The organism is Neobacillus sp. BF23-41, from assembly GCF_041106275.1.
Map to the genome: position 1 here is coordinate 65,345 of NZ_JBGBPR010000007.1, position 26,512 is coordinate 91,856.

A 26,512-nucleotide genomic window follows, 5' to 3' on the forward strand; every position below is an offset into this window, starting at 1 on the left:
TCCAATTTGGTAATAGAGAATAATAACGTAGAGCCTACTAGTTGCTCCGCATCAAAATAATAACTCGTGTGTCATCTCCCTTGATGTACCTCTTTAAAAGTAGATATTAGTTAACGGAATGCCTTAGATCCTATATCTGTTCTGTAATGAGCACCTATAAAAGATACTTTCTCAACTGATTGGTAAGCCAATTCTCTTGCTTGTCCAAGATTTTCTCCAATCGCAGTAATTCCTAGAACTCGTCCGCCATTTGTTACAATCGCGCCTTCCTTTTCCGTTGTACCGGCATGGAAGACGATTGTCGGATAAGCTACTTGGTCCAATCCATTAATTACTTGGCCTTTTTCGTATGGCCCCGGATAACCAGCAGAAGACATAATCACGCATATAGCGGCCTTGTCTTTCCATTTCACCTCTACCTTTTCTAATTCTCCGGTGAGACTTGCCAGCAAGATATCAAGTAAATCTGTTTCAAGCAATGGAAGAACTACCTGTGTTTCCGGATCGCCAAAGCGTGCATTATATTCAATGACCTTTGGACCTGATTTTGTCAGCATCAAACCGGTATATAGAATCCCCTCAAAAGGACAGCCTTCCGCTGCCATCGCTTTTGCCGTTGGTTCGACGATTTCATGAATAATCCGCTCAACCATTGATGAATCAATATGTGGTAACGGCGCATAAGTTCCCATTCCTCCGGTGTTTGGTCCCTGGTCACCATCATATACCGGCTTATGGTCCTGTGCAGGAACCATTGCCTTTACAATAGTCCCATTCACAAAAGCAAGCAGGGTCATTTCTTCTCCCTCAAGATATTCCTCCACTACCACCCTCGCTCCTGCCGAACCAAACGTAACTTCCTTTAGCATTCTTTTAAGTGCTTCCTCAGCTTCCTCCATTTTTTTTGCTACAACCACACCTTTTCCTGCAGCTAAGCCATCCGCTTTGATCACAATTGGTGCCCCTTCGCTGCGAACATAAGCTAGTGCGTCCTCATAGTTTGTAAACGCAGCATATTTAGCTGTTGGAATCCCATACTTGATCATTAATTCTTTAGCGAATGCCTTACTTCCCTCTATCATTGCCGCTTCCTTTGAAGGGCCATAAACCGCTAATCCCTGCTCTTTAAAATAATTAACAATACCCAATGAGAGAGGCTCTTCTGGTCCTACAAAAGTAAGATCGATTTGTTCCATTTTAGCAAAAGCGGCTAATTTCTCTATATCTGAAACCGCGATTGAAACACATGTTGCTAACTCTGCAATCCCAGGATTGCCCGGAGCACAATAAATTTGAGTAACTTTAGGACTTTGAGACAGTTTCCAAACAATCGCATGCTCACGGCCTCCCCCCCCTATGACTAACACCTTCATTTCGTCTTACCTCCAGGTCTTTCTTTTCCTTCAAAAAATCCAATGCATCTAGCCTTTCTCATCTCGCTGCCTCCCTATTCGCTAGTCTTTGGATCACTTCTGGTAATAATCTATGCTCCTGCTCTTGAATTTTTTCAATTAAGGTTTCTCTTGTCTCGTCCGAATCGATTGTGACTGCCTGTTGGGCAATTATGGGTCCTGTATCCATTCCTTCGTCGACATAATGGACCGTGACCCCAGTCACCTTTACCCCATAATCGAGCGCTTGACCAATGGCATCTTTTCCTGCGAATGCTGGTAATAAAGACGGGTGGACATTGATGATTTTCCGATCATAAACCTGGAGTAATACATTCCCCAGCAGTCTCATATAGCCAGCCAATACGATAAAATCAACCTTCCTTTGTGTTAACTCGTCAAGGATCTCTAATTCATAAGCTTGTTTGTTTGGATAGTCCTTAGCGAAAAAAGTAAACACCGGGATCCGTTCATCCCTTGCTTTCTGTACTGCAAGGGCTTCAGGACGGTCACTGACCAGTAAAACCACTTCAACGTTTTTGATTTTTTTCGAATGAATGGATTCTAGAATCGCTGAAAAATTAGAACCCGTACCAGAAGCAAAAACTGCAATCTTCATACTTACTCCTTCTTGAATACGACGTCTTCAGTACCTTTTTGCACTGTACCAATTACGTAGGCATCCTCACCCAACGTTTGCAGGTGCTCAATAATAGCTGTGGTGTCTGCAGAATCTACGACTAATATCATTCCAATTCCCATATTAAAGGTTCGGAACATATCATAATCTGAAATTTCGCCTGATTTTTGAATAAAGGAAAAAATCCCTGGGACCTTCCAAGATCCCTCCTTAATTTCAGCTTGATAACCCTTTGGAAGAATTCGTGGAATATTATCATAAAAACCTCCTCCGGTTACATGAACAAGACCATAGACAGTATATTTTCTTACAGTTGAAAGGATGGATTTTACATAAATTTTGGTTGGTTCAAGCAATACGCTTCCCAGTTCAGCCCCCAATTCATCCACATAGTCACCTAATGAGAGCTTAGCATCCTCCAAAAGAACTTTCCGGACAAGTGAAAAACCATTGCTATGTACACCACTTGAAGCTAAACCAATTAGAACTTGGCCTTCTTTTACTTTCGAACCATCAATGACATGTTTTTGATCTACCATACCAACAGTAAAGCCTGCAATATCATATTCCTCGTCCTGATACATTCCCGGCATTTCGGCAGTTTCACCGCCAATTAGGGAACACCCCGCCTGCACACATCCATCAGCAATCCCTTTAACTATGGCTTCAATTTTTTCCGGGATGATCTTACCGCAGGCTAAATAATCTAGAAAAAAAAGCGGCTCGGCTCCTTGGACGATGACGTCATTCACACACATGGCAACCGCATCGATTCCAATCGTATCATGCTTGTTTATGGCAAAAGCAATTTTCAATTTGGTCCCTACTCCATCCGTACCAGAAACAAAAACAGGTTCTTCCATCTTCGTTAAATCTGGTTTAAATAGAGCCCCAAACCCTCCTAATCCCGTTAGAACCTCTGGACGGAAGGTTTTTTTTACATGTTTTTTCATTCGTTCAACGGCTTCATTTCCCGCATCGATATTGACTCCAGCTTGGCGGTAAGCATCACTCATTCGTTTCTCTCCTTTACGGTAAACTTGCAGAGATTTCCTGCATGTTGAGCTTTTTTAATAATCCAGAACGCATTATGTTAGGAATTGCATTCTTCCAGGCTTCTTCCAATGTAGTAATCGGTTGAGAAATAACGGTCTTTCCATTATGTGTAATTGATAGTTCCTGACCTTTCACCCTACCGATTTCTTTTATGGGCACCTCCATCTGTTGTGCCATTTCTTTTATCTTCTCCGCAAGTTCCGGAGAAACGGAAAGAATAATTCGAGATTGCGTTTCACTAAAGAGGCTTAAGTCCGTTCGCAGTTCATCAGTTAACTTGATTTCTGCTCCCAACTTCCCACCAATACAGCTTTCAGCTATCGCTATTGCTAAACCGCCTTCTGCCGCATCATGAGCCGATTGGACTAATCCTTCTTGAATGATCTTAAGGGTAAAAGCTTGTATCTTCTTTTCCAAATCAAGGTTTAACTGCGGCGGGCGCCCTTCGATCTTTCCATTCATTATTTTTTGGTATTCCGACCCGCCTATTTCGGCTTTGGTTTCCCCAATTAAATAAATTACATCTCCGTCTTTTTTAAAATCCTGAGTTGTAATGTGAGCGATATCTTTAATTAACCCAACCATGCCAATGGTTGGTGTTGGAAAAATAGCTTCTCCTTTTGTTTCGTTATATAGGCTGACGTTTCCGCCAATAACCGGAGTATTGAGTTGACGGCACGCTTCACTAATCCCATCCGCTGCCTTTTCAAACTGCCAGAAGATTTCCGGCTTTTCTGGACTTCCAAAGTTCAAGTTATCTGTAATAGCTAAAGGCTCTGCACCGGAACAAACGACATTACGCGCCGCTTCTGCTACCGCGATAGCTCCTCCAACAAACGGATCAAGATAAACATACCTTCCGTTGCAATCCGTTGTCATCGCCAAGGCTTTTCGTGTTCCACGGATAGCAACTACAGCCGCATCCGATCCAGGTATGACGGCCGTATTTGTTCTAACCATATAGTCATACTGTTGATATACCCACTCTTTGCTGGCAATCGTAGGCGATGCTAACAGCTGCTGCAGTACTGAATGATAATCCTTTGGCTCTTTAATAGCTGCAGCTGTGTCTAAAGTAGAATATTTTTCATAATATGGCGCCTCTTTAGATGGCTTACAATACACTGGGGCATCTTCTGCCAGCTTGTCTGCGGGGATTTCCGCTACGATTTCTCCCTTGTGAAGTAAACGGAGTTGGTTATCATCAGTCACCCGGCCGATCACAGCGGAGTGGAGCCCCCATTTATCAAATATCTTTTTTACTTCTCCTTCTTTTCCTTTTTTCGCAACAACCAGCATTCTTTCTTGTGATTCGGAAAGCATCATTTCGTAAGCATTCATTCCTTTTTCTCGCTGTGGAACGAGATCAAGATCCAATTCAACGCCATTTCCCGCTTTACTGGCCATTTCAGAGCTTGAGCTGGTTAACCCAGCCGCCCCCATATCTTGTATCCCGACCACATGACCAGAGGCGATCAATTCAAGAGTGGCTTCCAGCAGCAATTTTTCCATAAAAGGATCGCCCACTTGGACGGCTGGACGTTTCGCTTCGGAATTTTCACTCAACTCTTCTGAAGCGAATGTAGCTCCATGTATGCCGTCTCTTCCGGTAGCAGCTCCAACATAAATGACAGGGTTACCAATCCCTTTTGCCACGCCTTTTTGAATTTCATCATGGCTGATTAAACCCACACACATGGCATTAACAAGGGGATTCCCTTCATAGGAGGAATCAAAATATATCTCTCCGCCAACCGTTGGAATGCCCATACAGTTACCATATCCGGCAATACCTGCAACCACATTTTCAAAGATATATTTGGTTTTTGGGTTATCAAGTTCGCCAAAACGAAGAGAGTTCATTAAAGCGATCGGGCGTGCACCCATGGAAAAAACATCCCGAATGATACCACCAACTCCCGTTGCAGCACCTTGATAGGGCTCAATGGCCGAAGGATGATTGTGGCTTTCAATTTTAAACACGACTGCTTGATTATCACCGATATCAACAATACCTGCTCCTTCTCCAGGGCCTTGCAAGACATGCGGGCCGGAAGTCGGAAAACGTTTGAGCACTACCTTGGAATTTTTATAGCTGCAATGCTCGGACCACATGACACTAAATATGCCCGTTTCGGTATAATTTGGTTTCCGTCCAAGAATTTCGATTACTTTATCAAATTCTTCATCGGTTAATCCCATTTCCCGATAGACCTTCTGCTGGGCGATTTGCTCAGGATTTGGTTCTTTATGCTGTACCATGTTGTTTCCTCCAGTAACTTAAAATAGATGAAAACATACGTTTTCCGTCATCAGTTCCCAGCCATTTATGAACCGCGCGTTCCGGGTGGGGCATTAAACCTAATACATTTCCTCTCTCATTGATTACCCCCGCAATCTCAGAAATCGACCCATTTGGATTCGTCCCTTTATACCTGAATACGATTTGATTGTTCTTTTCTAATTGATCCAATGTCTCTTGATCACAATAATAATTTCCGTCGCCATGGGCAATGGGAATACGTATCGTTTCACCTTCCTGATAGTCTAATGTGAACGGAGTTTGGTTGTTTTCTACTTTTAAATCAATGGTGTCACAATGAAATTTTAACCGCTGATTTCTTCTTAAAGCACCTGGCAAAAGATTAGCTTCGGTTAGTATTTGAAATCCATTACAGACACCAAGAATCAATTTCCCTTCTTCAGCCGCAATTTTCACCTGCTCCATGGCAGGAGACAAACTCGCAACAGCCCCTGGCCGCAAATAATCTCCATAGGAAAAACCACCTGGAACAAGAATCGCATCATATTTTGATAGGTCCGTTTCTAGATGCCAAACATATTCGACCGTCTGTTCAATCGTATCTAAAACAGCTTTATACATATCCACATCGCAATTTGAACCAGGAAAAACCAGCACAGCAAAGTTCAACTAATTCCCCTCCTATCCTTCCTGCTTAGTAAGATCAAACCGATAGTCTTCAATCACCGTATTGGCTAACAGCTTCTCACACATATCCTTTACTCGTTCTGCTGCCGCTTTTTGATCATCGCTATTAATTTCAAGCTCCATATATTTTCCTATTCGTACATCTCCAACCTCATCATATCCTAGTGAATGCAGCGACTCATGAACGGCATTTCCTTGTGGATCTAAAACACTTTCTCTTAAGGTTACATATACCGTTGCTTTAAACATTGACACTACCCCCAATTCTCCTTAATATTTCTTGATAGGCTTCCTCAACGTTCCCTAAATCCCGTCTAAACCGATCTTTATCTAACTTTTCCTTTGTATTGGCATCCCAAAATCGACACGTATCCGGAGAGATTTCGTCCGCTAAGATAATAGTGCCAGCAGGGGTTTTTCCAAACTCTAATTTAAAATCCACTAAGATAATATCTTTGTCTAACAGATATTCGTTCATAATATCATTGATTTTTAATGCTTCCTTTCGAATGACTGCTAAATCAGACTCTCTAGCCAGCCCAAGAATGGCAATATGATCATTGTTAATCAAAGGGTCCCCCAACTCATCATTCTTATAGTAGAATTCCACAATGGTTTTTGGGAGTTCCTTCCCTTCCTCCCATCCCAGCCTTTTTGCAAGAGAGCCCGCCGCTATATTGCGAACGACAACCTCAATCGGGATAATCACTACCTGCTGAACAATCTGCTCAATTGATGAAATCTTTTTAATAAAATGATTATCCACGCCTTTTTCTTTTAGCAAACTTAGGAAAATGGCACTAATTTCATTATTTAGAGTTCCTTTTCCTGCTATTTGACCCTTTTTCTCACCATTGAAGGCAGTGGCATCATCTTTATATTCAATCCAATACTTTCCTGGTTCTGATGTTTTAAACACTTTTTTCGCTTTACCTTCATAAAGCTGTTCTAATTTTTCCATTATTTTTCACTCTTTTCACTCGTGGGTTATGTTTTAGCCGGACGACTATAATAGCCGCGTATCCTTATGACCAAATTCCAAGATCCTTAATTTGCTTGTCTATTTGCTCGAGAGTTGAACCTAAAAAATTAATGTGACCCATTTTCCGATTTTCTACGCTTTCCTTTTTGCCGTATAAATGAAGTTTGGCTGTTGGAGGAAGCTGTTCTATTTTATCTAGCACTTTACTTAAATGCTGACCCAAAATATTAACCATTATAATCGGACTTAAAAGAGTAGTATCTCCTAATGGCAGTCCACATATTGCCCGAATATGTTGCTCAAATTGAGAAGTAATACATGCGTCCATTGAATAATGCCCGGAATTATGAGGTCTTGGTGCTAACTCGTTTACGATAATTTCACCATCATTCGTAAGGAACATCTCTATCGCAATTAATCCAACTACTTGTAAGGAGTCAGCTATTTTCAATGCTGTAGTTTCCGCTTGAATCCTTTGCTCATCGGTGAGTCTAGCAGGAACGAAAGACTGATGCAGGATATTCTTAATATGGACATTTTCAGCTATTGGGAAAGTTTTTGTTTGACCTTTTATATTTCGGGCAACAATCACTGATAATTCTTTGCTAAACGGGATAAATTGTTCGATGATCATGTCCATCCCTGCCTTATTCCAAGACTCAATGGCTATTGGAATTTCATCCCTGCTTTTTATTACCCATTGCCCTTTCCCATCGTATCCCCCTGTAGCTGTTTTCATTATGAAAGGCAATCCCAAACGATCGATAGCCGTTTCAATGTCATTTTCCGATTGTATGACCAAGAAAGGAGCTACTGGCACATTGAAGGACTTTAACGTGGATTTCTCCCGAATCCGATTTTGGGTTATTTTGAGCAGTTCGCTTCCTTGTGGGACAAAGGACGTAGTTTCTAACATGGAGGTTATATTAGAATCTACATTTTCAAATTCATAAGTAATAACATCTGAGGAATCTGCTAGTTCTTTAACTGCTTTAAGCTCAGAATAGGGAGCGGTGATTTGAAGATCTGCAACTTGTCCACAGGGTGAGTTAGGTGTCGGATCCAAAGTAATGAAGTGATATCCCATATTTCTACCAGCCATTGAAATCATTCTTCCTAGCTGGCCTCCCCCTAAGATACCAATCGTTGAGCCGGGTTTTATGACTGTCAAAGTATTTTTCCTCCCTCATCCTTTTTTAAACTTTTCATAATTTTAGGTTTTCCTGAAACACACTCCTTTACTTTTTTAATTAAAAAAATTTTGATATTTTACCAAAACCAATACAATCAACTAGACCAAGAAAGAAAAGGATAAAAATTCTGCTTTCGCCAAAAATAATGAAATGAAATCAGGGGAGGAATATAAAATGGATTCAGAAATGAAAGAGAAATGCGGTGTATTTGGAGTTTTTAATCACCCCCAAGCGGCCGATTTAACATATTATGGACTTCATGCCCTTCAACACCGTGGCCAGGAGAGTGCAGGAATTGTGGCTAGTGATGGAAAATCATTCAGACATCACAGGGGCATGGGATTAGTTACCCAAGTATTTTCACGTGAAATTCTGGATGGACTAAGCGGAAATATGGCCATCGGTCATGTACGATATTCTACTTCTGGTGCAAGTTTACTACAAAACGCACAACCTCTTGTTTTTAAGTACAGTGAGGGTGATTTGGCCGTTGCCCATAACGGGAACCTAGTGAACGCCAATATTGAACGGAAGGTTCTCCAGCAACAGGGTGCCATCTTTCAGACAACAACTGATACGGAAATTATTGCTCACCTAATAGCCCGATCCAGTAAAAAATATTTTGATGAAGCTGGCCCGGATGTCCTGAAGCGGATTGACGGTTCCTTTGCTTTGTGCATCATGACCGATAAACAAATGCTGATTGCCCTGGATCGTCATGGGTTACGTCCCCTTAGCCTTGGAAAAATTGGTGAATCCATTATCGCGTCTTCAGAAACATGTGGGCTAAATGCGGTTGATGCTAAGTTCTGGAGGGATGTTGAACCGGGCGAATGGCTTCTTGTGAACGAGAAGGGAATAAAAACAGGCAGATTTGCTGCAAAAGGTGACGTTTCCCTTTGCTCCTTTGAATTTGTTTATTTTGCTCGTCCAGATAGTGTGATTCATGGAAGAAGTGTATTAGCCATACGGAAAGAATTAGGCCAAATTTTAGCAAAAGAACATCCGACACCAGCTGATGTTGTCGTTGCTGTACCAGAATCGAGTGTCCCTGCAGCAATGGGTTATGCAGAGCAATCAGGAATTCCTTATGAAATGGGAATCATCAAAAACCCCTATGCCGGTCGTTCATTTATTGAACCAACCCAAGAATTGAGAGACTTGGCCGTTCGTCTAAAATTAAGTGCAGTGCGAGAAATTCTCGAGGATAAGCGGGTCGTGCTTGTTGATGATTCGATTGTTCGTGGAACGACAAGCAAGCGAATTGTTGAATTGATCCGTCAGGCAGGAGCCAAGGAGGTCCATGTACGAATAAGTTCCCCTATGGTAAGAAATCCTTGTTTTTATGGAGTGGATATGCCGACAAAAGAAGAACTTTTTGCTAACAAACATGAACATGAACGAGCAATGGGAAATGTGATTGGAGCAGATTCATTAGCCTTCTTAAGTACGGAAGGGTTATTAGAGGCGGTAGATGTAGATCTTGCAGAAACAAGCAGTCGCTGTATCGCATGTTTTAGCGGAGCATATCCAACTAAATTGTATTTGAAGTGATCATCTTAATTAAACTAGGACCTCCAAAAATGGAAGTCCTAGTTTATCATTATATTTATTCCCGAATAAACCCAAACTTTTGAAATTAAATTATCTTTTCATTCTTAATTGAGATTAAAATTTTTAATGTTAGTTTAGATGTTACGATAAAGAAAAACCTTCAAATTTATGAAGGTTTTAGCTTATTATTACGATATTTGATTCCAGGCTTGCAAAGAAAGAAATAGGCGTCCTATTTCCCCTGAAGATCTCTACTTAATTAATTTTTATCATTTTCGTACGCGATAACCACTACTTTTTTATGTGCTTGCTCGCTTATTTTTTCTTCTAGTGATTGAATTTCATTAATCAAATTAGGTGAAAGCGTAGCTGCAACATACTGAGTTTCATTAACCATTTTCATTACTCCTTTACGATAATTGTCTTAGGTATTATTAAAAACCTAAATTAAAGATTTTCCTGCATCAGGAGAAAGAATTGGATCCCAGCCGGTAATAATAGCACTTTTTCTGCCTGAATATCATTATTATTCAGTTCACTTCAATGTCTTATTCATTTTCTTAATTGTCTACCCCTCAATTTGAAATTCCTGTGGAGAAATTTGATTGCCTTGTGCATTATTATTATTACACCACCTTTTGAAAGGATAAATTTTTCTTTTTCTCCCAAAAATTTGAAACAAAAATGATTGGAACTCGTAGATAAAGGGAGGAAAGGATGTTGGTGCATTGAACAGATACTCAATTGAAGAATTTATCAAACAATCGGAGCAGAAGGATAAAGGCGAAGGTTTTTTTGAATTAGAGACTCCTCGGCTTTTGGAGGTAAATTTAGACGGTCAAGTTTGGGCCAAAGCTGGCTCAATGGTTGCCTATCATGGAGAAATAAAATTTGTACGTGAAGGAATATTAGAACACGGTCTAGGAACCGCGTTCAAAAAAGCATTTACAGGAGAAGGCGCTTCCTTAATGAAAGCGAATGGAAAAGGCAAGTTATATCTCGCGGATAGCGGCAAGAAGATCATCATCCTGAATTTACAAAACGAATCCATCTATATTAATGGGAATGATCTACTTGCTTTTGAACCAAGTATTAAATCGGAAATTAAATTAATGAAGAAAATTGCCGGAATGATGGCAGGCGGATTATTTAATGTTCGTTGTGAAGGAACCGGAATGATTGCTTTTACTGCGCATTACGAACCACTCACCTTAAGGGTGTCGCCTGGCAACCCTATGATAACGGATCCAAACGCAACTGTAGCCTGGTCAGGAAATCTTCAGCCTGAATTTCAAACAGATATCAGTTTAAAGACTTTTCTTGGAAGAGGAAGCGGTGAGTCCATTCAAATGAGGTTCGAAGGTGAAGGCTTTGTTGTAATCCAACCCTACGAAGAGGTTTACATGAAAGCAAAGCAAAGTTAGTTGGGTTGGTGAAAAAGGTAAACACCAAAAAAAAGTTCCTGGTACCATCCAAATTTGATGGTACCAGGAACTTTTTTTGGCTTTCTAGCGTTCACCATTTATTCCCCTCTTCTATCTCCTAAATGTAACAAAGTCTACATTAACAGGTTCGCTTTCATTAGCTCTCAGAAGTAGATTGATCTGTCCTCGGTGATATTGACCATGTAATGCAACATGGGTCAGGATATCCCTTACCGAATTTTGAAACTCTTTGCCTTTACTATTTCTGTATAAAACGATCTTTTCGAGATCAGAATTGGATAAACCAAAAAGAAATTCTTTAAAGTTTTGCAGATTTTGATTAACAAGTTCTGCACAGGCTTCTAAACTGACCTCTGCCCAAATAGGTAATTTGGAACTGTCCGATCCTTTTAACCTAGTAAACCACACATGTTCTGCCAAAAGCAGATGTGAGAATAGATTCTTAACTTGTTTGTTCTCTCCTTCCATATTTTTTAAGGTTTCTAGAATTCGATGATTAGACCAATGTAAATGCTCAAACATATTTCGAATCGTTTCCACATGACCACCTCCATGTATTTAAACAATATGTATAATCAAATAGAATTTAGAACCATTTACATTTTAGACAATACCAACATATTTTTGTTATAAATCATTACTAATTTTAGGTATTATCATCGATAGGTTTCCAACCATAACTGTAAATGTTAGAATCATATAGTTGTTATATTCTATCTACTACAGGTGGTGTGTTGTGAAAGAATCTGTACTAATACAAGAAAACAAAAGAATCAAACTGAAATTTAGTTTTCTAAAAAAAGACATTGTCTTTACCATTTCACTTATTTTAGCAGTGACAAGCTCTTTAATTTATCCTCCAAAATTGGAGTATATCAATTTTCAAGTGCTATTTATTTTATTTAGCCTGATGCTAACCATAAAGGCGTTGGAAGAACTTAGATTTCTTGATAAATTCGCAATAGCTATCATTAATAAATGTAATAATAGCCGGTCCGTTTCAGCCATATTAATTTTGTTATGTTTTTTTACTTCAATGTTTGTGACGAACGATGTGGCTCTGCTTACTTTTGTACCTTTGACTCTTGTTATTAGCAGAAAAACCAAAATTCCCATGATGGAGACAATTATCCTGCAAACTATTGCAGCCAATATTGGAAGCAGTTTAACACCAATGGGAAATCCGCAAAATTTGTTCATTTATTCTCATTATGGAATCAAGCCATTACCCTTTTTTTCGACCGTCCTATTCATGGCTGTCCTTGGGATATGTTCTATATATATCCTTATAAAAAGAATGCAAAATAGAGACTTGAAAGTAGTTCTTACTCCCATGCTATTAGACGATTGGAAAAAACCAGCTGTCTGGGGATTAATCCTAGCAATAATCATCGCATCTATTTTTGGAATGGTCAGTTACCAGGTTGCCTTCGTGGTTACATTCATATCCGTGATCATTTTGAATGTAAAATTATTGATAAAGATTGATTATCTGCTGCTGTTTACCTTTATCTGTTTTTTTATCTTTATCGGAAATATTTCCAATTCAAACACATTACAAGCATTTGCCAGTGCAAATTTGAAAGACACTACTTCCGTCTATTTTAGCTCGATATTTTTAAGCCAATTTATTAGTAACGTCCCTGCTTCTATCCTCCTGGCAGAATTCACAATAGATTGGAAACCTTTATTATTGGGAGTGAATATTGGCGGACTAGGGACCATTATTGCATCATTAGCCAGTGTGATTTCTTACAAACTATTCATTCAGGCAAATCCAACCGAGAGTAAAAAATATATTATTAAATTTAGTCTCTATAATTTTTCCCTTTTAGCGTTTTTAAGTTTGATTCAGTACTTTATCATTAAACTATTTTTAAAATGAGCTTTTTCATAAGCAGTGTATAAAAAAAGTCAGTCACCATCCAGAGAATTGGATGATGCCTGATTTTTTATTAAAAGGGAATTCCTATGATTAAGTCTCTCCAACCTGAACTAATTTTCTTTTGACCGGTCAAAGAAATATCTTACCTTCAATTCGATAACCCCAACAAATTCTCCAATCTCTTCCTTAAAGACTGTTTGCCGTCCGCTGTATCAACTTGTAGTTGTTTTTTAGAATTCTTAACATACTTCCATGCAGACTCAGCATTTTTTTCCACTTCCTGTTGTTTAAGTCCAATCATTGTTTGGTAATCATACATTCGCATTTGTATTTTCTCCTCTCAAAAATTAAAGAATAAATTCTTAGCATCATAATAAAACCCGAGTGTATAAAAGACGACCGTTCGGTTTATTTAATGGTTCAACGATTCTTAATTTGTCCCTGATATTATCAGCAGCAATTTTATAAGTGCAAAAAAACAAGCCGATTAGGTTGGGCTTGCCTTAATGTACCGATAGTTCTTTAACTCTTAGGATAAACATTTTTTTTATTTCATTTAATACCTCTTGGTATGGATAATCTTCGTATACAATGGTCTGAGAGACCACTCCATCGATCATGGACCAAAATAGATCTGCAAACACTACGGGATTCACATCTTGTTTTATTTCACCAGACTTCTGCCCTTCTTTAAGAATATCAGTTATTTGAGAAATAAAATATTTTTGCCTCCGATCCCGTAAACGTTCCGTTAATTCCTTGTTCCTTGAAGAATGAAGTTTGAACTCTAAGTGAACCGAAAAACGAGCTTTATTTTCTTCTACAAAAGGATTTATATCTAGGTAAATATCGAACAAGTAGTTTAGTTTTTCAATGGCTGATACCTTTTTAGAAATTTCCTGATTCAGTTCGTCATGTGTTTGATTCGTTTCCGTACTCATTAATTCTAGGTAAATTTCATCCTTACTTTGAAAGTAATTATAAATAGCACCTTTACTCATACCAGAATGCTCTACAATGTCATTTATCGTAGCGACTTCGAAACCTTTTTTAGCAAAGCAAACAAAAGCACTCGACAAGATTTCTTTTTTCTTTTTCTCTTTATAATCATCAGAAACAATTGGTGGCATATTGATCCCCGCCCTTATTATTAATCATTCACGATACATTATATGAAGGTAAATTAAAAAACGACCGCCCGGTTTATTTAAATTTTAGCTTATCGCCCTCGATAAAAGCAACCAAAATTTATTGTAAATAGAAATCACAACAAAAGCCATCGAGTTTTCGATGGCTTTTTGTTTATCGAACTTTTTCTAAATGACGTACCATTTGCCCGTAATGACCTGTTACGTGCTGAACGATTAAATGGTCGACTAAAAATGATAACGGTTTTCCTTCAAAGTTTGGATTATAACTTGGAGCTGTTTTTACTAGATCTTCTTCTTTAACTCTAGCAAGCGCTGCCTCAACTTTCGGTACTAAGTTTAGTAGTTTAATTATGGCATACTCTTTCTTAATACGAGATACAACGTTTTCATCTACTGCAGCTAAACGACGTACATGTTCATGATTCCGTCCCCATTTTGCACCTGGAACAACTAACAATGCTTCCAAATCGGCTACCCAAAAATCTACCGCTTCTAAAATATGAGAAACAATTTGCATGGCGGACCATTCTTTTTCAGAAGGTTTAACATAAAGTGTCGCCTCTTCCGTATTTTTCACTACCGCTACAATATCATCTACACTCTTTTTAAAAGTTTCTAATCTTTCATTCAGTACTGCTGTCGTCATCGTAATAAGCCCTCCTACAATTCACTTATTGTGAACTTTCAACACTTTCGTGCTAAATAGTATTATAAGTATAGGTTAAAAATGCGCTAGAGTTGGCTCTAACGCATTTTTGATTTGCGTAAAGTTGTAAATTAGCAATCGACATGTTGGTAATTTTTATTGAAATAGCCATATAGGAAATCAACAATCTTGTAATCTGTTGGTTTGTGTTGTTCGAAAATAAAGTTGCGAAGTGAAATGGTCGTTGGGTCCTCCGCGTGAATGATTTCTCCCCATTTACGTGCTGTTGTTTGTACCATTGCAGAACGTGGAATTCGCATTTCTTGGTATGCTTTAAATGCTTCTTCGTAAGTGCTATGTTCTTTTAATTTCGCACCTAGGACAAACGCATCTTCAAATGCTTGAACGCCGCCTTGAGCTAAATATTGAAGCATAGCATGACCAGAATCCCCTAATAGCGTAATGTTGCCTTTTGTCCAATTGTCGATTGGTTGTCGATCATACATTTGCCAACGGAATTGACGGTTAATATAAGATAAAGCATTTTGAACTTTTGGATGACTATTTTCAAAACGGCGAGTAAGTTCTTCTGGATTTCCCCAGTCTTCTACAGTAGCATCATAGGATTTAAATACTACTACTTGGTTGTAAAGCTCTCCACGACGAACTGGATATTGTACTAAGTGCAGGTTTGGCCCAATCCACATGATGACATCATCTAAGTCTAAGTTTGAGTTATTAGCCACTTCTTCAATTGGAATCGTTCCACGGTAAGCTACATACGCAGAGTTTACTGGTTCATCTTCAATCAATAGCTTACGCATGTTTGATTTTACCCCATCCGCACCTATTACTGCTTCCGCACTAAACGTTTCACCATTTTGGTTGACAACTGTTACAGTATCACCATTTTGTTCTGCGGTTTGAATGGTTTGGTTTGTAAAGAATTTGATATTGCTGCTTTTTTGACATGCTTCATAAAGAACTCTGTGTAAGTCAGAGCGATGCAATACGATATATGGCTGACCGAATTCTTTTTGGAAACCTTCCCCTAAATCAAGTGTTGCTAACTCTTCTGCAGTATAAACATCTTTTAGGACCAGACGTTTTGGTACTACCGCATGCTTTAAAATTTCTTCCTTTACTCCTAGACGGTCTAACACTTCTAACGCGTTTGGTGCTAACTGAATACCTGCACCTACTTCTCCAAATTCAGGTGCTTGCTCAAAAATTGCTACTGATTTACCAGATTCCTGGATTGATAGGGCTACGGCTAAACCACCGATTCCTCCACCTACTACAATAATATCGCTTACATTAGTCGTCATTGAAAATTCCTCCCAAATAGGTTATTATCTTCTACAAATAGTGAACAATGTTCCTAATAAGTAAACTTTAAATCATTTTTCACTATTTCGTCAACACAAAAGTTTTTAAATTCTGAAATTTCTTTTAATCAATTTATCTACTACACTATCCAAAACCACCTGAAAAGAGGGAGATCATTATGACAATTGAAACGAAAGCTACCGGTATTCAGTCATTACAAATTGGGTTAAACATATTAGAAATCTTAGCAATGGATAAAGAGCCTCTAAAGTTTACTGATATTCAAAACCGAACTTCTATGACAAAAGGTAATTTATATAAATATTTGGCAACACTATGCCCATTTGGATTAATCAATCGTAATCCTCATACAAACACGTATACGCTTGGACATAAATTAATACAGTTAGGAAATATTGCTTTAGGTCAAACTTCTTTAATTGAAGTGGTTATACCCTATTTCAAAAAGATCACCGAGCACACGAGCCTAACAGTACTACTGGCTGTTCCTTCGATAAAAGGCCCACTCATTTCATATATTTTAAGTGCAGATTATGGAATAAATATCGGAGCACAAATGGGGACACACTTGCCGCTCTCCTCCTCAACCGGCTTCGTTTTTTCTGCTTTTGAAAAAGATGTCCTCATGAAAGAATGGGAAGAAGAAGAATTATCCCAGCTCAATGAAAGTGAATTACAGCAATATCAAGATGAAAAGGAAAAAACAAGAAAGTTGTTTTTTGCATCAAAAACTGAACCGCTAATCAATCATGTCTCTTCTTTTAGTGTCCCTTTATTAAATTTCAACAATGAACTGCTCGGTGCCGTTACCATCGTTGGTATTACTGAGACAGTACCAAAATCAGCGGACCATCCGATTGGACAGTACATTCTCAAAACCGCAAAGGAAATTTCACAATATTATGGTTTTATTAAATAATCTCCTACTCTTCCATCTGCGTTTTAGCATGAAGTTCTTCTATAGAAGTTTATGCTTTTTACTTTGCAATCCTGGATATTTGGGGAGAGATGAAATGATAATAGGATTTTATTTTTTCTGAAAACAAATAATATTGACAATCTTATCAAAACCTATTAATATTTTTTATAAATAGTGAACTAGTTTCACAATTAGTGAAAACGAGGAGGACAACAATGAAACTTATTAATTTTACTGTCGCTGGGCATACTCGTGCAGGGGCAATCGTGGACAACCAAGTAATCGACTTAAACTATGCGTACCAAGCACAGTTAAAAGCAGAAGGAAAATACCGTTTCGAAGCCATCGCAAAAGCATATGTGCCAGAAAATACAGACGAGTTATACCAAGGTGGTAAAGAATCACTGCAACTAGCGCAAAATGCAATCGATTTCATATTAGCTAATCCTGAAAGCTTTGATAAAAAAGTGATTTACAATCTCGAGGATGTTAAGGTAGAAGCACCTGTTCAACGGCCAGGCAAAATTATTTGTGTTGGTCACAACTACCGCGAGCACATTCTAGAAATGGGTCGTGAACTCCCAACCCACCCAGTTATTTTTGCAAAATTCGCTAATACCATTTTAGGACCCGAGGACGATATTCCACACTATCCAATTTCAGACCAACTTGACTATGAAGCCGAGTTTACTTTTGTTGTTGGCAAACAAGCACGCAATGTTTCCGAAGAAGATGCATTAGACTATGTAGCAGGTTATACCATTACAAACGACGTCACCTATCGTGATATTCAACGGCGCACTCTTCAATGGTTACAAGGAAAAACAGTTGAAGGTAGTGCACCGATTGGACCCTATTTAGTAACTTCCGATGAGTTACAAAATCCATCTGGCTTAGATGTTGTTCTAAAAGTAAATGGGGAAATACGTCAAAAAACAAATACTGCGAATCTAGTATTCTCCGTTCAAAAATTAGTAGCTTTCTTATCCAATTTAATGACATTAGAGCCAGGGGATGTTGTTTTAACAGGAACTCCTGGGGGTGTTGGAGTTGCGATGAATCCTCCGCAATTCTTAAAAGATGGAGACGTCGTTCGGATTGAGATCGACCAACTTGGTGCGCTTGAAAATAAGGTAAAGGCGACAGATGTCTTAGCCACTGTATAATTAGGATTTGCATGGGGTCTAGCAGCATACGCTGCCCCCCCTTTTCGATATAAATTTGAATAATAAAGGAGAATGTGAAATGGCTGAAGTAAATCCAGAAGTTCAGGAGTTTATGAAAAGCTCAATTGTAACCGATTACACAAGAGATATTCAACAATACAACTTAGGACCTCTTTGGGAAGCAATTCCAGCAATTATGCACAAAACGCCAAAGCCTCAGGCACAAGCATATCTTTGGAGCGATGAATTACTCAAAAAGAAAATGGCTGAAGCCGCTCAAATCTTCACACCAGAACGCGGTGGGGAACGTCGTGCGATTTATTTCCAAAATCCAGGCTTAACTTATCGTGAACCTTGGGGATGGGGATCTACTACTCAAACGATTTATGCAGCTATTCAAATGTTATTGCCTGGTGAGCAAGCTCCCTCTCACCGTCACTCACAAAGTGCCTTGCGCTTCATTTCTGAAGGATCAGGTGCATACACAATCGTACAAGGTCAGCGTATTTTCATGGAAGAAGGCGACTTTTTAATTACTCCAAAGGGCTTATGGCATGGGCATGCCCATTTAGGTACAGAGCCGATGTATTGGATGGATGCTTTAGATATCCCTACTCTTTACGCAATCGGTGGTACCTTCTTTGAACCTTATGAAGATGGTTTACAACAACCAGATATTCCAGATAACTTTTCAGAGATCCGTTATCGTGGCGGCATGGTTCGTCCTGTTGGTGATGAAAAATTCACAGTTGCTCCACTTGCTAATTATAAATGGGATCGAACGGTAGAAGGAATTAAAGGCTTGATGGAATTCGATCCAAATCCAAACCATGGATATGCAGTAGATTACATTAACCCATCTACAGGTAAATCGGCGAACCCGACGCTTGGCACTCGAATGCAGCATTTACCACATGGGTTCCATACCAAGGCATTACGCCATACACACTCAACTGTTTACCAAGTACACAAAGGTTCAGGTCACACAGTCATTAATGGCATTCGCTTCGATTGGAAAAAAGGTGATTACTTCGTTGTTCCAAACTGGGCTTGGTATGAACACTTTGCATCAGAAGACTCTTACCTCTTCTCAGTAAACGATTTACCAATTATGAACCGTTTCGACTTAGAACAAGAGCAATTGTTTGAAGAAAACAACGGCCACCAAAAAATGACTGGCGAATTTAAAGCGGACTTCCGTTAATAGAATGATTAAAAAAAACGCTCACATTGAGCGTTTTTTTGATTATTTGCTAATTTGAAACTTCCCTAACCTATTGAAGGTATGACCACTTCACTAATGAATTAAGTAATATACCCACGGCAAAAAGCAGCAGCATGATATGTGAGTAGTTTACCGTACGCTTTCGTTTATTTTGAAGAAAAATCAATATCCAAAGAATAGCTAAAACGATATGAATAAAGTCCAGTACATGTTCATCTCCTGCCATTAGCACCATCTCCTAGGATCTTCGTTTACATGTGTTTCCGAAAGTCCCCCGATATCCCATCTTCCTTATCTTTTCAGCCATTTTTAGGCTCCTATCAATCGATACCAAATGATCATTTAAACAGGGCCTTATGAAATCAACTCATGCAAATACAATCGTTTTATTACCATGAACAAGTACTTTATCTTCAACATGCCAGGAAACGGCTTCGGCGAGAACTCTTTTTTCCACATGACGTCCCGCAGTCTTTAAATCCGCTACTGTATAGCGATGATTAATACGCTGTACATCTTGTTCAATAATTGGTCCTTCATCAAGATCATTTGTTACATAATGGGCAGTTGCTCCTATTAACTTCACCCCTCGGTTAAACGCTCTTACATAAGGATTTGCCCCAACAAAAGCCGGTAAGAATGAGTGATGGATGTTAATGATTTGTTTAGGATAATGCGAAATGAAATTAGGAGAAAGAATTTGCATATACCTGGCCAGAACAATAAAATCTACTTTCCCTTTCAATAGTTCAAGTGCTTTCTGTTCGGCATCTCCTTTCGTTTCTTGAGACAGCGGGATATGATAAAAAGGGATGCCATAACCCTCCACCAATTCTTTTAAATCAGTATGATTACTGATCACCATAGGGATATCCACAGGAATTTCATTAGATTTCCACCGCCATAAAAGCTCACTGAGACAGTGGTCCGCTTTGGAAACAAAGATGGCCATTCGCTTTCTTCTTTCATTACTGCTCAATTGCCAATCCAAAGAATAATCCCGCGCCATCACATGTAGATCTTTTTCAAGTTTTTCAAATGTAGAATCAAATTCTTCCAAATCAAACTCGATCCGCATAAAGAATATTCCTGCTTGTGGATCCGTTGTATGTTGGTCAAAATGTACAATATTCGCTTTGTGTTCTAATAAAAAATTCGTTACCGTAGAGATAATCCCCGGCTTTTCCGGACAAGAAATTAATAATTTTGCACGGTTCAGCTTTACCTTTGTGTTCATTGCTCTTCCACCATCCTTAAGATTTTGATTGATATTATTTTATGCATGAATTGCCTTTCCATATACGGCAAGAGCAGCTTCACCAATTGCTTCAGCCAATGTCGGGTGGGGATGGATCGTATGAGCAATATCCATGGCGGTTGCGTTTAATACACGAGCGAGGCCTATTTCTGTAATCATATCGGTTACATGTGGACCTACCATATGGGCTCCTAACAGCTTATTCGTTCCTTCTTCAACAACCAGTTTGACAAAACCATCTGATTCACCAAAAACCAATGCTTTTCCGATGGCACGGAATGAAAATTTACCAGTTTTTACTTGATACCCTTTTCCCTTTGCTTCTCCTTCTGTGAGCCCAACACTGGCTACTTCTGGGCTGCTGTATACACATTTTGAAACAAGAGTCGGATCAAGTGGTGCAGGGTTTTCACCTGACATATGTTCAATCGCGATGATCCCTTCATGTGAGGCAACATGGGCAAGCTGCAGGCCGCCAATCACATCACCTATAGCGTAAATGTTTGGTTCATTCGTTTGATAAAATTCATTTGTTTTAATAAAATCACGATCCAGATCAATGGTAGTATTTTCAAGCCCAAGGCCTTCCGTATTTGGTAATCGCCCTACGGAAACTAAAAGCTTATCAGCAGAAAATGGCATTTCTTTTCCTTTATGCTCCGCTTTAATCGAAACACCCTCACCTTTTTCAAGTGTCTCAGGGAGCACTTTTGCACTAGTGACGATTTTCACACCTTTTTTCTTCATTAAACGCTGGATTTCCTTTGATACATCTTGATCTTCTGTTGGTAATATACGATCGGCATATTCAAGTACGGTTACTTGTAATCCGAAGTCCACGAGCATCGATGCCCATTCGATTCCAATTACTCCGCCCCCAACAATAATAATCGAATTTGGAAGCGTCTCCATTTTCAAGGCTTCATCCGATGTCATCACATAGCTTTCATCTACTTCTAGGCCATGGAGTGTTCTTGGACGAGAGCCTGTTGCAATCAAAATATTCCTGGGGCTTAAAATGATTTCCTCTTCTTGATTATTCAATTCCACTAGAACATCGTTTGACTGCAAGATACTACCTTTCCCATCATAAACATCGATCTTTCCTTTTTTCATTAAATGTTGGACACCTTTAAATAGCTGAGCCGTAATTTCTTCTTTCCGAGCCTGTACTTTTGAGAAATCAAGTCCAACTTCTGAGGCAATGACACCATACTTATCTACATTTTTTGTTTGAGCGTACACTTCTGCGCTTCTTAATAAAGCCTTACTAGGGATACAACCAGCATGAAGGCATGTTCCACCGATTTTTCCTTTTTCAATTACCGCCGCTTTTAAACCTAATTGTGAAGCTCGAATGGCAGCAACGTACCCTCCTGTTCCACCGCCGATAATAACAACATCATATTCTTTTGTCATCTTCGTGTCTCCTTTAATAAAAATATGTATTCATATCTATAGGAAAACTTGGTTTAATATCATCATAAAACAGTTCAAAACTCCAATCCGTATTCCCCATCAACAATGTACCTATTAAACAATTTCAATTGCACATGCACTAGAGGCAAAGCTTTCTCCAACTAGAAAACCGTGTTCGGCGCTATAATCGATTTGTGTTTCTTCATTAATATAGCGTCTTGTAAAACGATCCAGCCTAATTTGAATCCCATCCATCTCAATGGTTAAATCGTTTCGTCGTGGTTCATCAAATACAATGGAAAACTTAACAGTCATTCCGCATCCGCCAGCGACTTCGGCGTCAATCCGGGGAGTCTGGTCTCCATTGACTACCATTTCCTTTAGCTTGTTCATGGCTTCATTTGTCATTTTTATCATAGTTGGACCTCTCTCCCCTTATTTTAAGTGATTAAGCATTCACTTTTGCTGCATTAACCTGTTCGTCTGCATGATAAGAAGAGCGAACCAGCGGACCTGCTTCGCAATGACTAAAGCCTTTTGACATGGCAATCATCTTTAGTTCTTCAAACTCTTGTGGACTCCAATATTTTTGGACTTTAAGATGATGTTTGGTTGGTTGCAAATATTGACCGATTGTCATAATATCTACATTGTTTGCACGAAGATCGTCCATCGTTTCTATAATTTCTTCTTTTGTTTCTCCTAGACCAATCATAATGCTTGATTTTGTTGGAATAGTAGCATTCATTTCTTTTGCTCGTCTCAAAAACTCAAGGGAACGTTCGTAAGTTGCCCGTGAACGAATTCTAGGTGATAAACGTTTCACTGTCTCAATATTGTGATTTAAAATGGCTGGCCTGGCATCCATTAATGTTTTTAAGTTGTCATATTCACCCTTCATATCGGACGGGAGGACTTCAATGCTACAGAATGGATTGCGACGTCTTACTGCCCGTACCGTTTCAGCAAATACCCCGGCTCCTCCATCTTTTAAATCATCACGAGCAACCGCTGTAATCACGACATGCTTTAAGCCCATCTGCTCCACTGATTCAGCAACACGTTCTGGCTCTTCCCAATCAAGCTCTGTCGGCAGCCCTGTTTGAACCGCACAGAATCGGCAGGCACGCGTGCATACACTTCCTAAAATCATAAAGGTTGCGGTTTTACGTTCAGCCCAGCATTCATGAATGTTTGGGCATTTCGCTTCTTCACAGACCGTATGTAGCTTTTTTTCACGCATCATTTTTTTTAGGCCAGTATATTGTTCATTCGTATTTAATTTTATTTTTAGCCATTCCGGTTTGCGAACATAATCAATAGACATATCTTCCACTCCTATGAACAGTCATGAAGTTTTTGGTTTATATTAAACCACCGAGAATGACATCGTGAGAAAATTTATTTTCTTCTTTATCTTCATTCTCAGTGGTTCATGTTTACCCATTCGTTTAAGACATTACGGTTTCTCTTTTTACTGTTTCTTCTTTTGTATAACGTAAGATTGGTGTTCTAGCTGCCTGTACTTCATCCAATCGGCCAATAACCGTAGTATGTGGTGCGTCTAATACGACACCTGGATTTTCTTCCACTTCTCTTGCAATTTGAATCATGACATCCGCAAAAGCATCTAGTGTTTCTTTTGTCTCTGTTTCTGTCGGTTCAATCATCAAACATTCCTCTACATTTAGTGGGAAGTAGATGGTAGGTGGATGGTAGCCAAAATCAAGCAGACGTTTGGCCATATCAAGTGTTCTTACACCAAGCTTTTTCTGTCTTGTTCCAGATAACACAAATTCATGCTTACAAATTTGTGAATACGGTGCCTCAAAATACGGCTCAAGTTTTTTGCGCAGATAATTCGCATGAAGTACTGCACTTTCCGACACTTGACGTAACCCCTCAGGTCCCATTGTACGAATATAGGTGTACGCACGTAATAGAATACCGAAGTTTCCATAATATCCTTTCACTCGACCGATCGATAGCGGTTGGTTCGAGTCTAGCACATATACCTCATTCACTTTCTCAACACGCGGTACTGGTAAAAACGGAATCAGTTTCTCTTTCACACCGACTGGACCTGCACCTGGGCCGCCGCCGCCATGAGGTGTAGTAAATGTTTTATGAAGATTTAAGTGCACAATGTCAAAGCCCATTTGTCCCGGAGTTGATTTCCCTAAGATGGCATTAGCATTGGCTCCATCATAGTATAATAAGCCGCCTGCTTCGTGAACAACCTTGGAGATTTCTACGATTTCTTTTTCAAACAGGCCGAGAGTATTAGGATTTGTTAACATCAGTGCGGCTGTATGATCATTTACATGCTTCTTTAATTCTTCGATGTCGACTAACCCATGCTCATTGGATGGAATCGTTATCGTTTCAAAACCGGCAACCGATGCACTTGCAGGGTTTGTTCCGTGTGCAGAGTCTGGTACAAGGACTTTCGTTCTTACCTCTCCTTTTTGCTTATGGTAGGCTTTGACCATCATTAACCCTGTCCACTCACCCTGTGCTCCTGCTGAAGGCTGTAATGTCACTGCATCCATTCCTGTGATGACAGCTAACTCTTCCTGTAATTCATATAAGACCTCTAGTGCGCCTTGTACTGTTTCCGTTGGCTGGTATGGATGAATGCGGCTAAACCCTTCCAAACGTGCTACATCTTCATTAATTTTCGGATTGTACTTCATCGTACAGGAACCAAGTGGATAGAAGCCATTATCGATCCCATGGTTTTTATTCGAAAGCGCTGTGTAATGGCGAACAAGCTGCAACTCTGATACTTCCGGGAGTTCTGCTGGCAGGTCACGAATCAAATGCTTGGGAAGTTTATCATTTAGATCAACAGGATCAACGTCACTTTCCGGAAGGCTTGATCCAACACGTCCTTGACGACTGATTTCAAAAATTAGGTCATTATATTCAACCATTAACAACTGCCTCCAATACCTCGATAAATTGGTCAATCTCTTCTTTTGTCCTCTGCTCTGTTACTGCTAGCAGCATTTGATTTTCTAAACCGTAATCCGTTCCTAAATCAAACCCACCGATGATACCTGCCTCAAGAAGTTTGGCATTGACTTCCTTTACCGGACGAGGAAGCTTGACAACAAATTCATTAAAGAATGGCGCTTTATTCATAATGGTAAAGCCTTTTTTATTTAAAGATTTTGCCATGTAATCGGCTTTTTCAAAGTTTAATTGGGCCATATGACGAATTCCTTGCTTTCCAAGTGCACTCATGCAAACCGCAGAAGCAAGTGCATTTAATGCTTGGTTTGAACAAATATTAGATGATGCTTTATCACGGCGAATATGTTGTTCGCGTGCTTGCAGGGTTAATACAAATCCGCGTTGTCCTTTTTCATCTTTCGTTTGCCCGACAATTCGTCCTGGGATTTTTCGCATGAATTTCTTACTTACCGTAAAATAACCGCAATGTGGGCCGCCGAAGGACATCGGAATTCCTAATGGTTGCATATCCCCAATCACAATGTCTGCTCCAAGTTTACCAGGAGCCTGCAAGAGTGCCAGTGCCAATGGATTGGCGCTTACAACTAAAAGCGCTCCTTTTGTATCCGCGATATTCTTAATTTCTGCTAGATCCTCAATGGAACCGAAAAAGTTAGGGTATTGAACAATAACAGCAGCAGTGTTTTTATCTATTTGTCCTTGCAGCTTCACTAAGCTTGTCTCATCATCAGTAAGATTGACGTATTCAACTATATAACCTTGGCCATCTGCCACCGTATTTAAGATGGCACGTGATTCAGGATGAACTGCCTTTGACACAAGTACTTTGGAACGTCGTGTTGATGTAACAGCAAGTGATGCAGCTTCCGCAAGAGATGTAAAGCCATCGTACATCGAAGAATTGGCGACATCCATTCCTGTCAGCTCACAAACCATGGTTTGGAATTCAAAAATCGCCTGTAATTCACCTTGGCTGATTTCCGGTTGGTATGGTGTATAGGCGGTGTAAAATTCGGACCGTGAAATCATATGATTGACCACACTTGGAATATAGTGATCATAAGTTCCTGCACCAAGAAAGGTTGGGTAATGATTAGCATTTTTATTTTTGGAAGCAAGTTGATTCATTTTTTTCAAAAGGAGCGGCTCAGGCACTGCCTCTGGAATAGGCAGCTCACCGTTTAGTTGAATTTCAGCTGGAATATCTTCAAATAACTCATCTATCGAAGAAATATTTAAAAAAGCAAGCATTTCCTCTTGATCCTGTTTCGTATCAGGGAGGTATCGATAAGTGGAAGTCATT

27 protein-coding genes are annotated in these 26,512 nt (G+C 39.4%); 6 read left to right on the forward strand and 21 right to left on the reverse strand.

Features of this window, described 5'->3' with window-relative positions:
* Window positions 1–110: 110 nt before the first annotated feature.
* From purD to purK, 8 genes are all read right to left on the reverse strand, one after another.
* On the reverse strand, window positions 111–1,373 hold the full coding sequence (gene purD / locus AB7942_RS12970; RefSeq protein ID WP_369447158.1) for a phosphoribosylamine--glycine ligase: 1,263 nt from the start codon (window positions 1,371–1,373) through the stop codon (window positions 111–113).
* Window positions 1,374–1,431: 58 nt separating this feature from the next.
* Window positions 1,432–2,010 carry a phosphoribosylglycinamide formyltransferase gene (gene purN / locus AB7942_RS12975; protein WP_369447159.1) on the reverse strand — a complete coding sequence of 193 codons (579 nt, stop codon included), beginning with the start codon at window positions 2,008–2,010 and terminating at the stop codon, window positions 1,432–1,434.
* 2 nt (window positions 2,011–2,012) lie between these two features.
* Complete coding sequence (gene purM / locus AB7942_RS12980) at window positions 2,013–3,047, reverse strand: phosphoribosylformylglycinamidine cyclo-ligase (protein ID WP_369447160.1); 1,035 nt, start codon at window positions 3,045–3,047, stop codon at window positions 2,013–2,015.
* 13 nt (window positions 3,048–3,060) lie between these two features.
* Window positions 3,061–5,349, reverse strand: coding sequence for a phosphoribosylformylglycinamidine synthase subunit PurL (purL, locus tag AB7942_RS12985; protein WP_369447161.1), 2,289 nt, complete (start codon window positions 5,347–5,349; stop codon window positions 3,061–3,063).
* Window positions 5,336–6,019, reverse strand: coding sequence for a phosphoribosylformylglycinamidine synthase subunit PurQ (purQ, locus tag AB7942_RS12990; protein WP_335400842.1), 684 nt, complete (start codon window positions 6,017–6,019; stop codon window positions 5,336–5,338). Before purQ ends, purL begins: the two co-directional genes overlap by 14 nt.
* Window positions 6,020–6,031: 12 nt before the next feature.
* Window positions 6,032–6,286 (reverse strand): phosphoribosylformylglycinamidine synthase subunit PurS, encoded by a 255-nt coding sequence (gene purS, locus AB7942_RS12995; RefSeq protein WP_088088195.1) that lies wholly within the window; start codon window positions 6,284–6,286, stop codon window positions 6,032–6,034.
* Window positions 6,279–6,998, reverse strand: coding sequence for a phosphoribosylaminoimidazolesuccinocarboxamide synthase (gene purC / locus AB7942_RS13000; RefSeq protein WP_369447162.1), 720 nt, complete (start codon window positions 6,996–6,998; stop codon window positions 6,279–6,281). Before purC ends, purS begins: the two co-directional genes overlap by 8 nt.
* Window positions 6,999–7,062: 64 nt before the next feature.
* A complete protein-coding gene (purK, locus tag AB7942_RS13005; RefSeq protein ID WP_369447163.1) occupies window positions 7,063–8,190 on the reverse strand; it encodes a 5-(carboxyamino)imidazole ribonucleotide synthase in 1,128 nt (375 codons plus the stop codon).
* 196 nt (window positions 8,191–8,386) lie between these two features.
* Here purK and purF point away from each other — a divergent pair, with 196 nt between their 5' ends.
* Window positions 8,387–9,766, forward strand: a complete 1,380-nt coding sequence (gene purF, locus AB7942_RS13010; protein WP_369447164.1) for an amidophosphoribosyltransferase — start codon at window positions 8,387–8,389, stop codon at window positions 9,764–9,766.
* Between the two features lie 259 nt (window positions 9,767–10,025).
* On the opposite strand, the gene AB7942_RS13015 is transcribed toward purF, so the two are convergent.
* Window positions 10,026–10,163 carry a hypothetical protein gene (locus AB7942_RS13015; protein ID WP_180247566.1) on the reverse strand — a complete coding sequence of 46 codons (138 nt, stop codon included), beginning with the start codon at window positions 10,161–10,163 and terminating at the stop codon, window positions 10,026–10,028.
* 331 nt (window positions 10,164–10,494) lie between these two features.
* Between AB7942_RS13015 and AB7942_RS13020 the strand changes: the two genes are divergently transcribed.
* Entirely contained in the window at window positions 10,495–11,190 is a 696-nt protein-coding gene (locus tag AB7942_RS13020; protein WP_214732084.1) for an AIM24 family protein, read from the forward strand.
* 111 nt (window positions 11,191–11,301) lie between these two features.
* On the opposite strand, the gene AB7942_RS13025 is transcribed toward AB7942_RS13020, so the two are convergent.
* Complete coding sequence (locus AB7942_RS13025; RefSeq protein WP_369447165.1) at window positions 11,302–11,751, reverse strand: DinB family protein; 450 nt, start codon at window positions 11,749–11,751, stop codon at window positions 11,302–11,304.
* 196 nt (window positions 11,752–11,947) lie between these two features.
* Between AB7942_RS13025 and AB7942_RS13030 the strand changes: the two genes are divergently transcribed.
* Window positions 11,948–13,096 carry an SLC13 family permease gene (locus AB7942_RS13030; RefSeq protein WP_369447166.1) on the forward strand — a complete coding sequence of 383 codons (1,149 nt, stop codon included), beginning with the start codon at window positions 11,948–11,950 and terminating at the stop codon, window positions 13,094–13,096.
* 148 nt (window positions 13,097–13,244) lie between these two features.
* On the opposite strand, the gene AB7942_RS13035 is transcribed toward AB7942_RS13030, so the two are convergent.
* The 4 genes from AB7942_RS13035 to AB7942_RS13050 form a co-directional block, all read right to left on the reverse strand.
* A complete protein-coding gene (locus tag AB7942_RS13035) occupies window positions 13,245–13,421 on the reverse strand; it encodes a hypothetical protein (protein ID WP_369447167.1) in 177 nt (58 codons plus the stop codon).
* A gap of 178 nt (window positions 13,422–13,599) precedes the next feature.
* On the reverse strand, window positions 13,600–14,226 hold the full coding sequence (locus AB7942_RS13040) for a TetR/AcrR family transcriptional regulator (protein ID WP_369447168.1): 627 nt from the start codon (window positions 14,224–14,226) through the stop codon (window positions 13,600–13,602).
* 172 nt (window positions 14,227–14,398) lie between these two features.
* The gene (locus AB7942_RS13045; protein WP_369447169.1) at window positions 14,399–14,893 is read right to left on the reverse strand and encodes a DinB family protein; all 495 of its coding nucleotides are present in this window, start codon (window positions 14,891–14,893) and stop codon (window positions 14,399–14,401) included.
* Window positions 14,894–15,024: 131 nt separating this feature from the next.
* Window positions 15,025–16,221, reverse strand: coding sequence for an FAD-dependent monooxygenase (locus tag AB7942_RS13050; RefSeq protein WP_369447170.1), 1,197 nt, complete (start codon window positions 16,219–16,221; stop codon window positions 15,025–15,027).
* Between the two features lie 179 nt (window positions 16,222–16,400).
* Here AB7942_RS13050 and AB7942_RS13055 point away from each other — a divergent pair, with 179 nt between their 5' ends.
* The 3 genes from AB7942_RS13055 to AB7942_RS13065 all read left to right on the forward strand — a co-directional run bounded on the left by AB7942_RS13055 (window position 16,401) and on the right by AB7942_RS13065 (window position 19,532).
* Entirely contained in the window at window positions 16,401–17,162 is a 762-nt protein-coding gene (locus AB7942_RS13055) for an IclR family transcriptional regulator (RefSeq protein WP_369447171.1), read from the forward strand.
* A gap of 215 nt (window positions 17,163–17,377) precedes the next feature.
* Window positions 17,378–18,328 carry a fumarylacetoacetate hydrolase family protein gene (locus AB7942_RS13060; protein ID WP_369447172.1) on the forward strand — a complete coding sequence of 317 codons (951 nt, stop codon included), beginning with the start codon at window positions 17,378–17,380 and terminating at the stop codon, window positions 18,326–18,328.
* A gap of 79 nt (window positions 18,329–18,407) precedes the next feature.
* Window positions 18,408–19,532: a cupin domain-containing protein gene (locus AB7942_RS13065; RefSeq protein WP_369447275.1), complete on the forward strand. Its 1,125-nt coding sequence runs from the start codon at window positions 18,408–18,410 to the stop codon at window positions 19,530–19,532.
* A 70-nt stretch (window positions 19,533–19,602) separates the two neighbouring features.
* Here the strand turns inward: AB7942_RS13065 and AB7942_RS13070 are convergent, their stop codons facing one another.
* The 7 genes from AB7942_RS13070 to gcvPA form a co-directional block, all read right to left on the reverse strand.
* Window positions 19,603–19,779, reverse strand: a complete 177-nt coding sequence (locus AB7942_RS13070) for a hypothetical protein (RefSeq protein WP_369447173.1) — start codon at window positions 19,777–19,779, stop codon at window positions 19,603–19,605.
* A gap of 141 nt (window positions 19,780–19,920) precedes the next feature.
* A complete protein-coding gene (purU, locus tag AB7942_RS13075; RefSeq protein WP_369447174.1) occupies window positions 19,921–20,790 on the reverse strand; it encodes a formyltetrahydrofolate deformylase in 870 nt (289 codons plus the stop codon).
* A 39-nt stretch (window positions 20,791–20,829) separates the two neighbouring features.
* A complete protein-coding gene (lpdA, locus tag AB7942_RS13080; protein WP_369447175.1) occupies window positions 20,830–22,230 on the reverse strand; it encodes a dihydrolipoyl dehydrogenase in 1,401 nt (466 codons plus the stop codon).
* Between the two features lie 114 nt (window positions 22,231–22,344).
* Window positions 22,345–22,647 (reverse strand): iron-sulfur cluster biosynthesis family protein, encoded by a 303-nt coding sequence (locus tag AB7942_RS13085; protein WP_335438527.1) that lies wholly within the window; start codon window positions 22,645–22,647, stop codon window positions 22,345–22,347.
* Window positions 22,648–22,678: 31 nt separating this feature from the next.
* Window positions 22,679–23,557: a lipoyl synthase gene (lipA, locus tag AB7942_RS13090; protein ID WP_335438528.1), complete on the reverse strand. Its 879-nt coding sequence runs from the start codon at window positions 23,555–23,557 to the stop codon at window positions 22,679–22,681.
* Between the two features lie 124 nt (window positions 23,558–23,681).
* The gene (gcvPB, locus tag AB7942_RS13095) at window positions 23,682–25,166 is read right to left on the reverse strand and encodes an aminomethyl-transferring glycine dehydrogenase subunit GcvPB (RefSeq protein ID WP_369447176.1); all 1,485 of its coding nucleotides are present in this window, start codon (window positions 25,164–25,166) and stop codon (window positions 23,682–23,684) included.
* Window positions 25,159–26,511: an aminomethyl-transferring glycine dehydrogenase subunit GcvPA gene (gene gcvPA, locus AB7942_RS13100; protein WP_369447177.1), complete on the reverse strand. Its 1,353-nt coding sequence runs from the start codon at window positions 26,509–26,511 to the stop codon at window positions 25,159–25,161. Before gcvPA ends, gcvPB begins: the two co-directional genes overlap by 8 nt.
* Window position 26,512 lies beyond the last annotated feature (1 nt).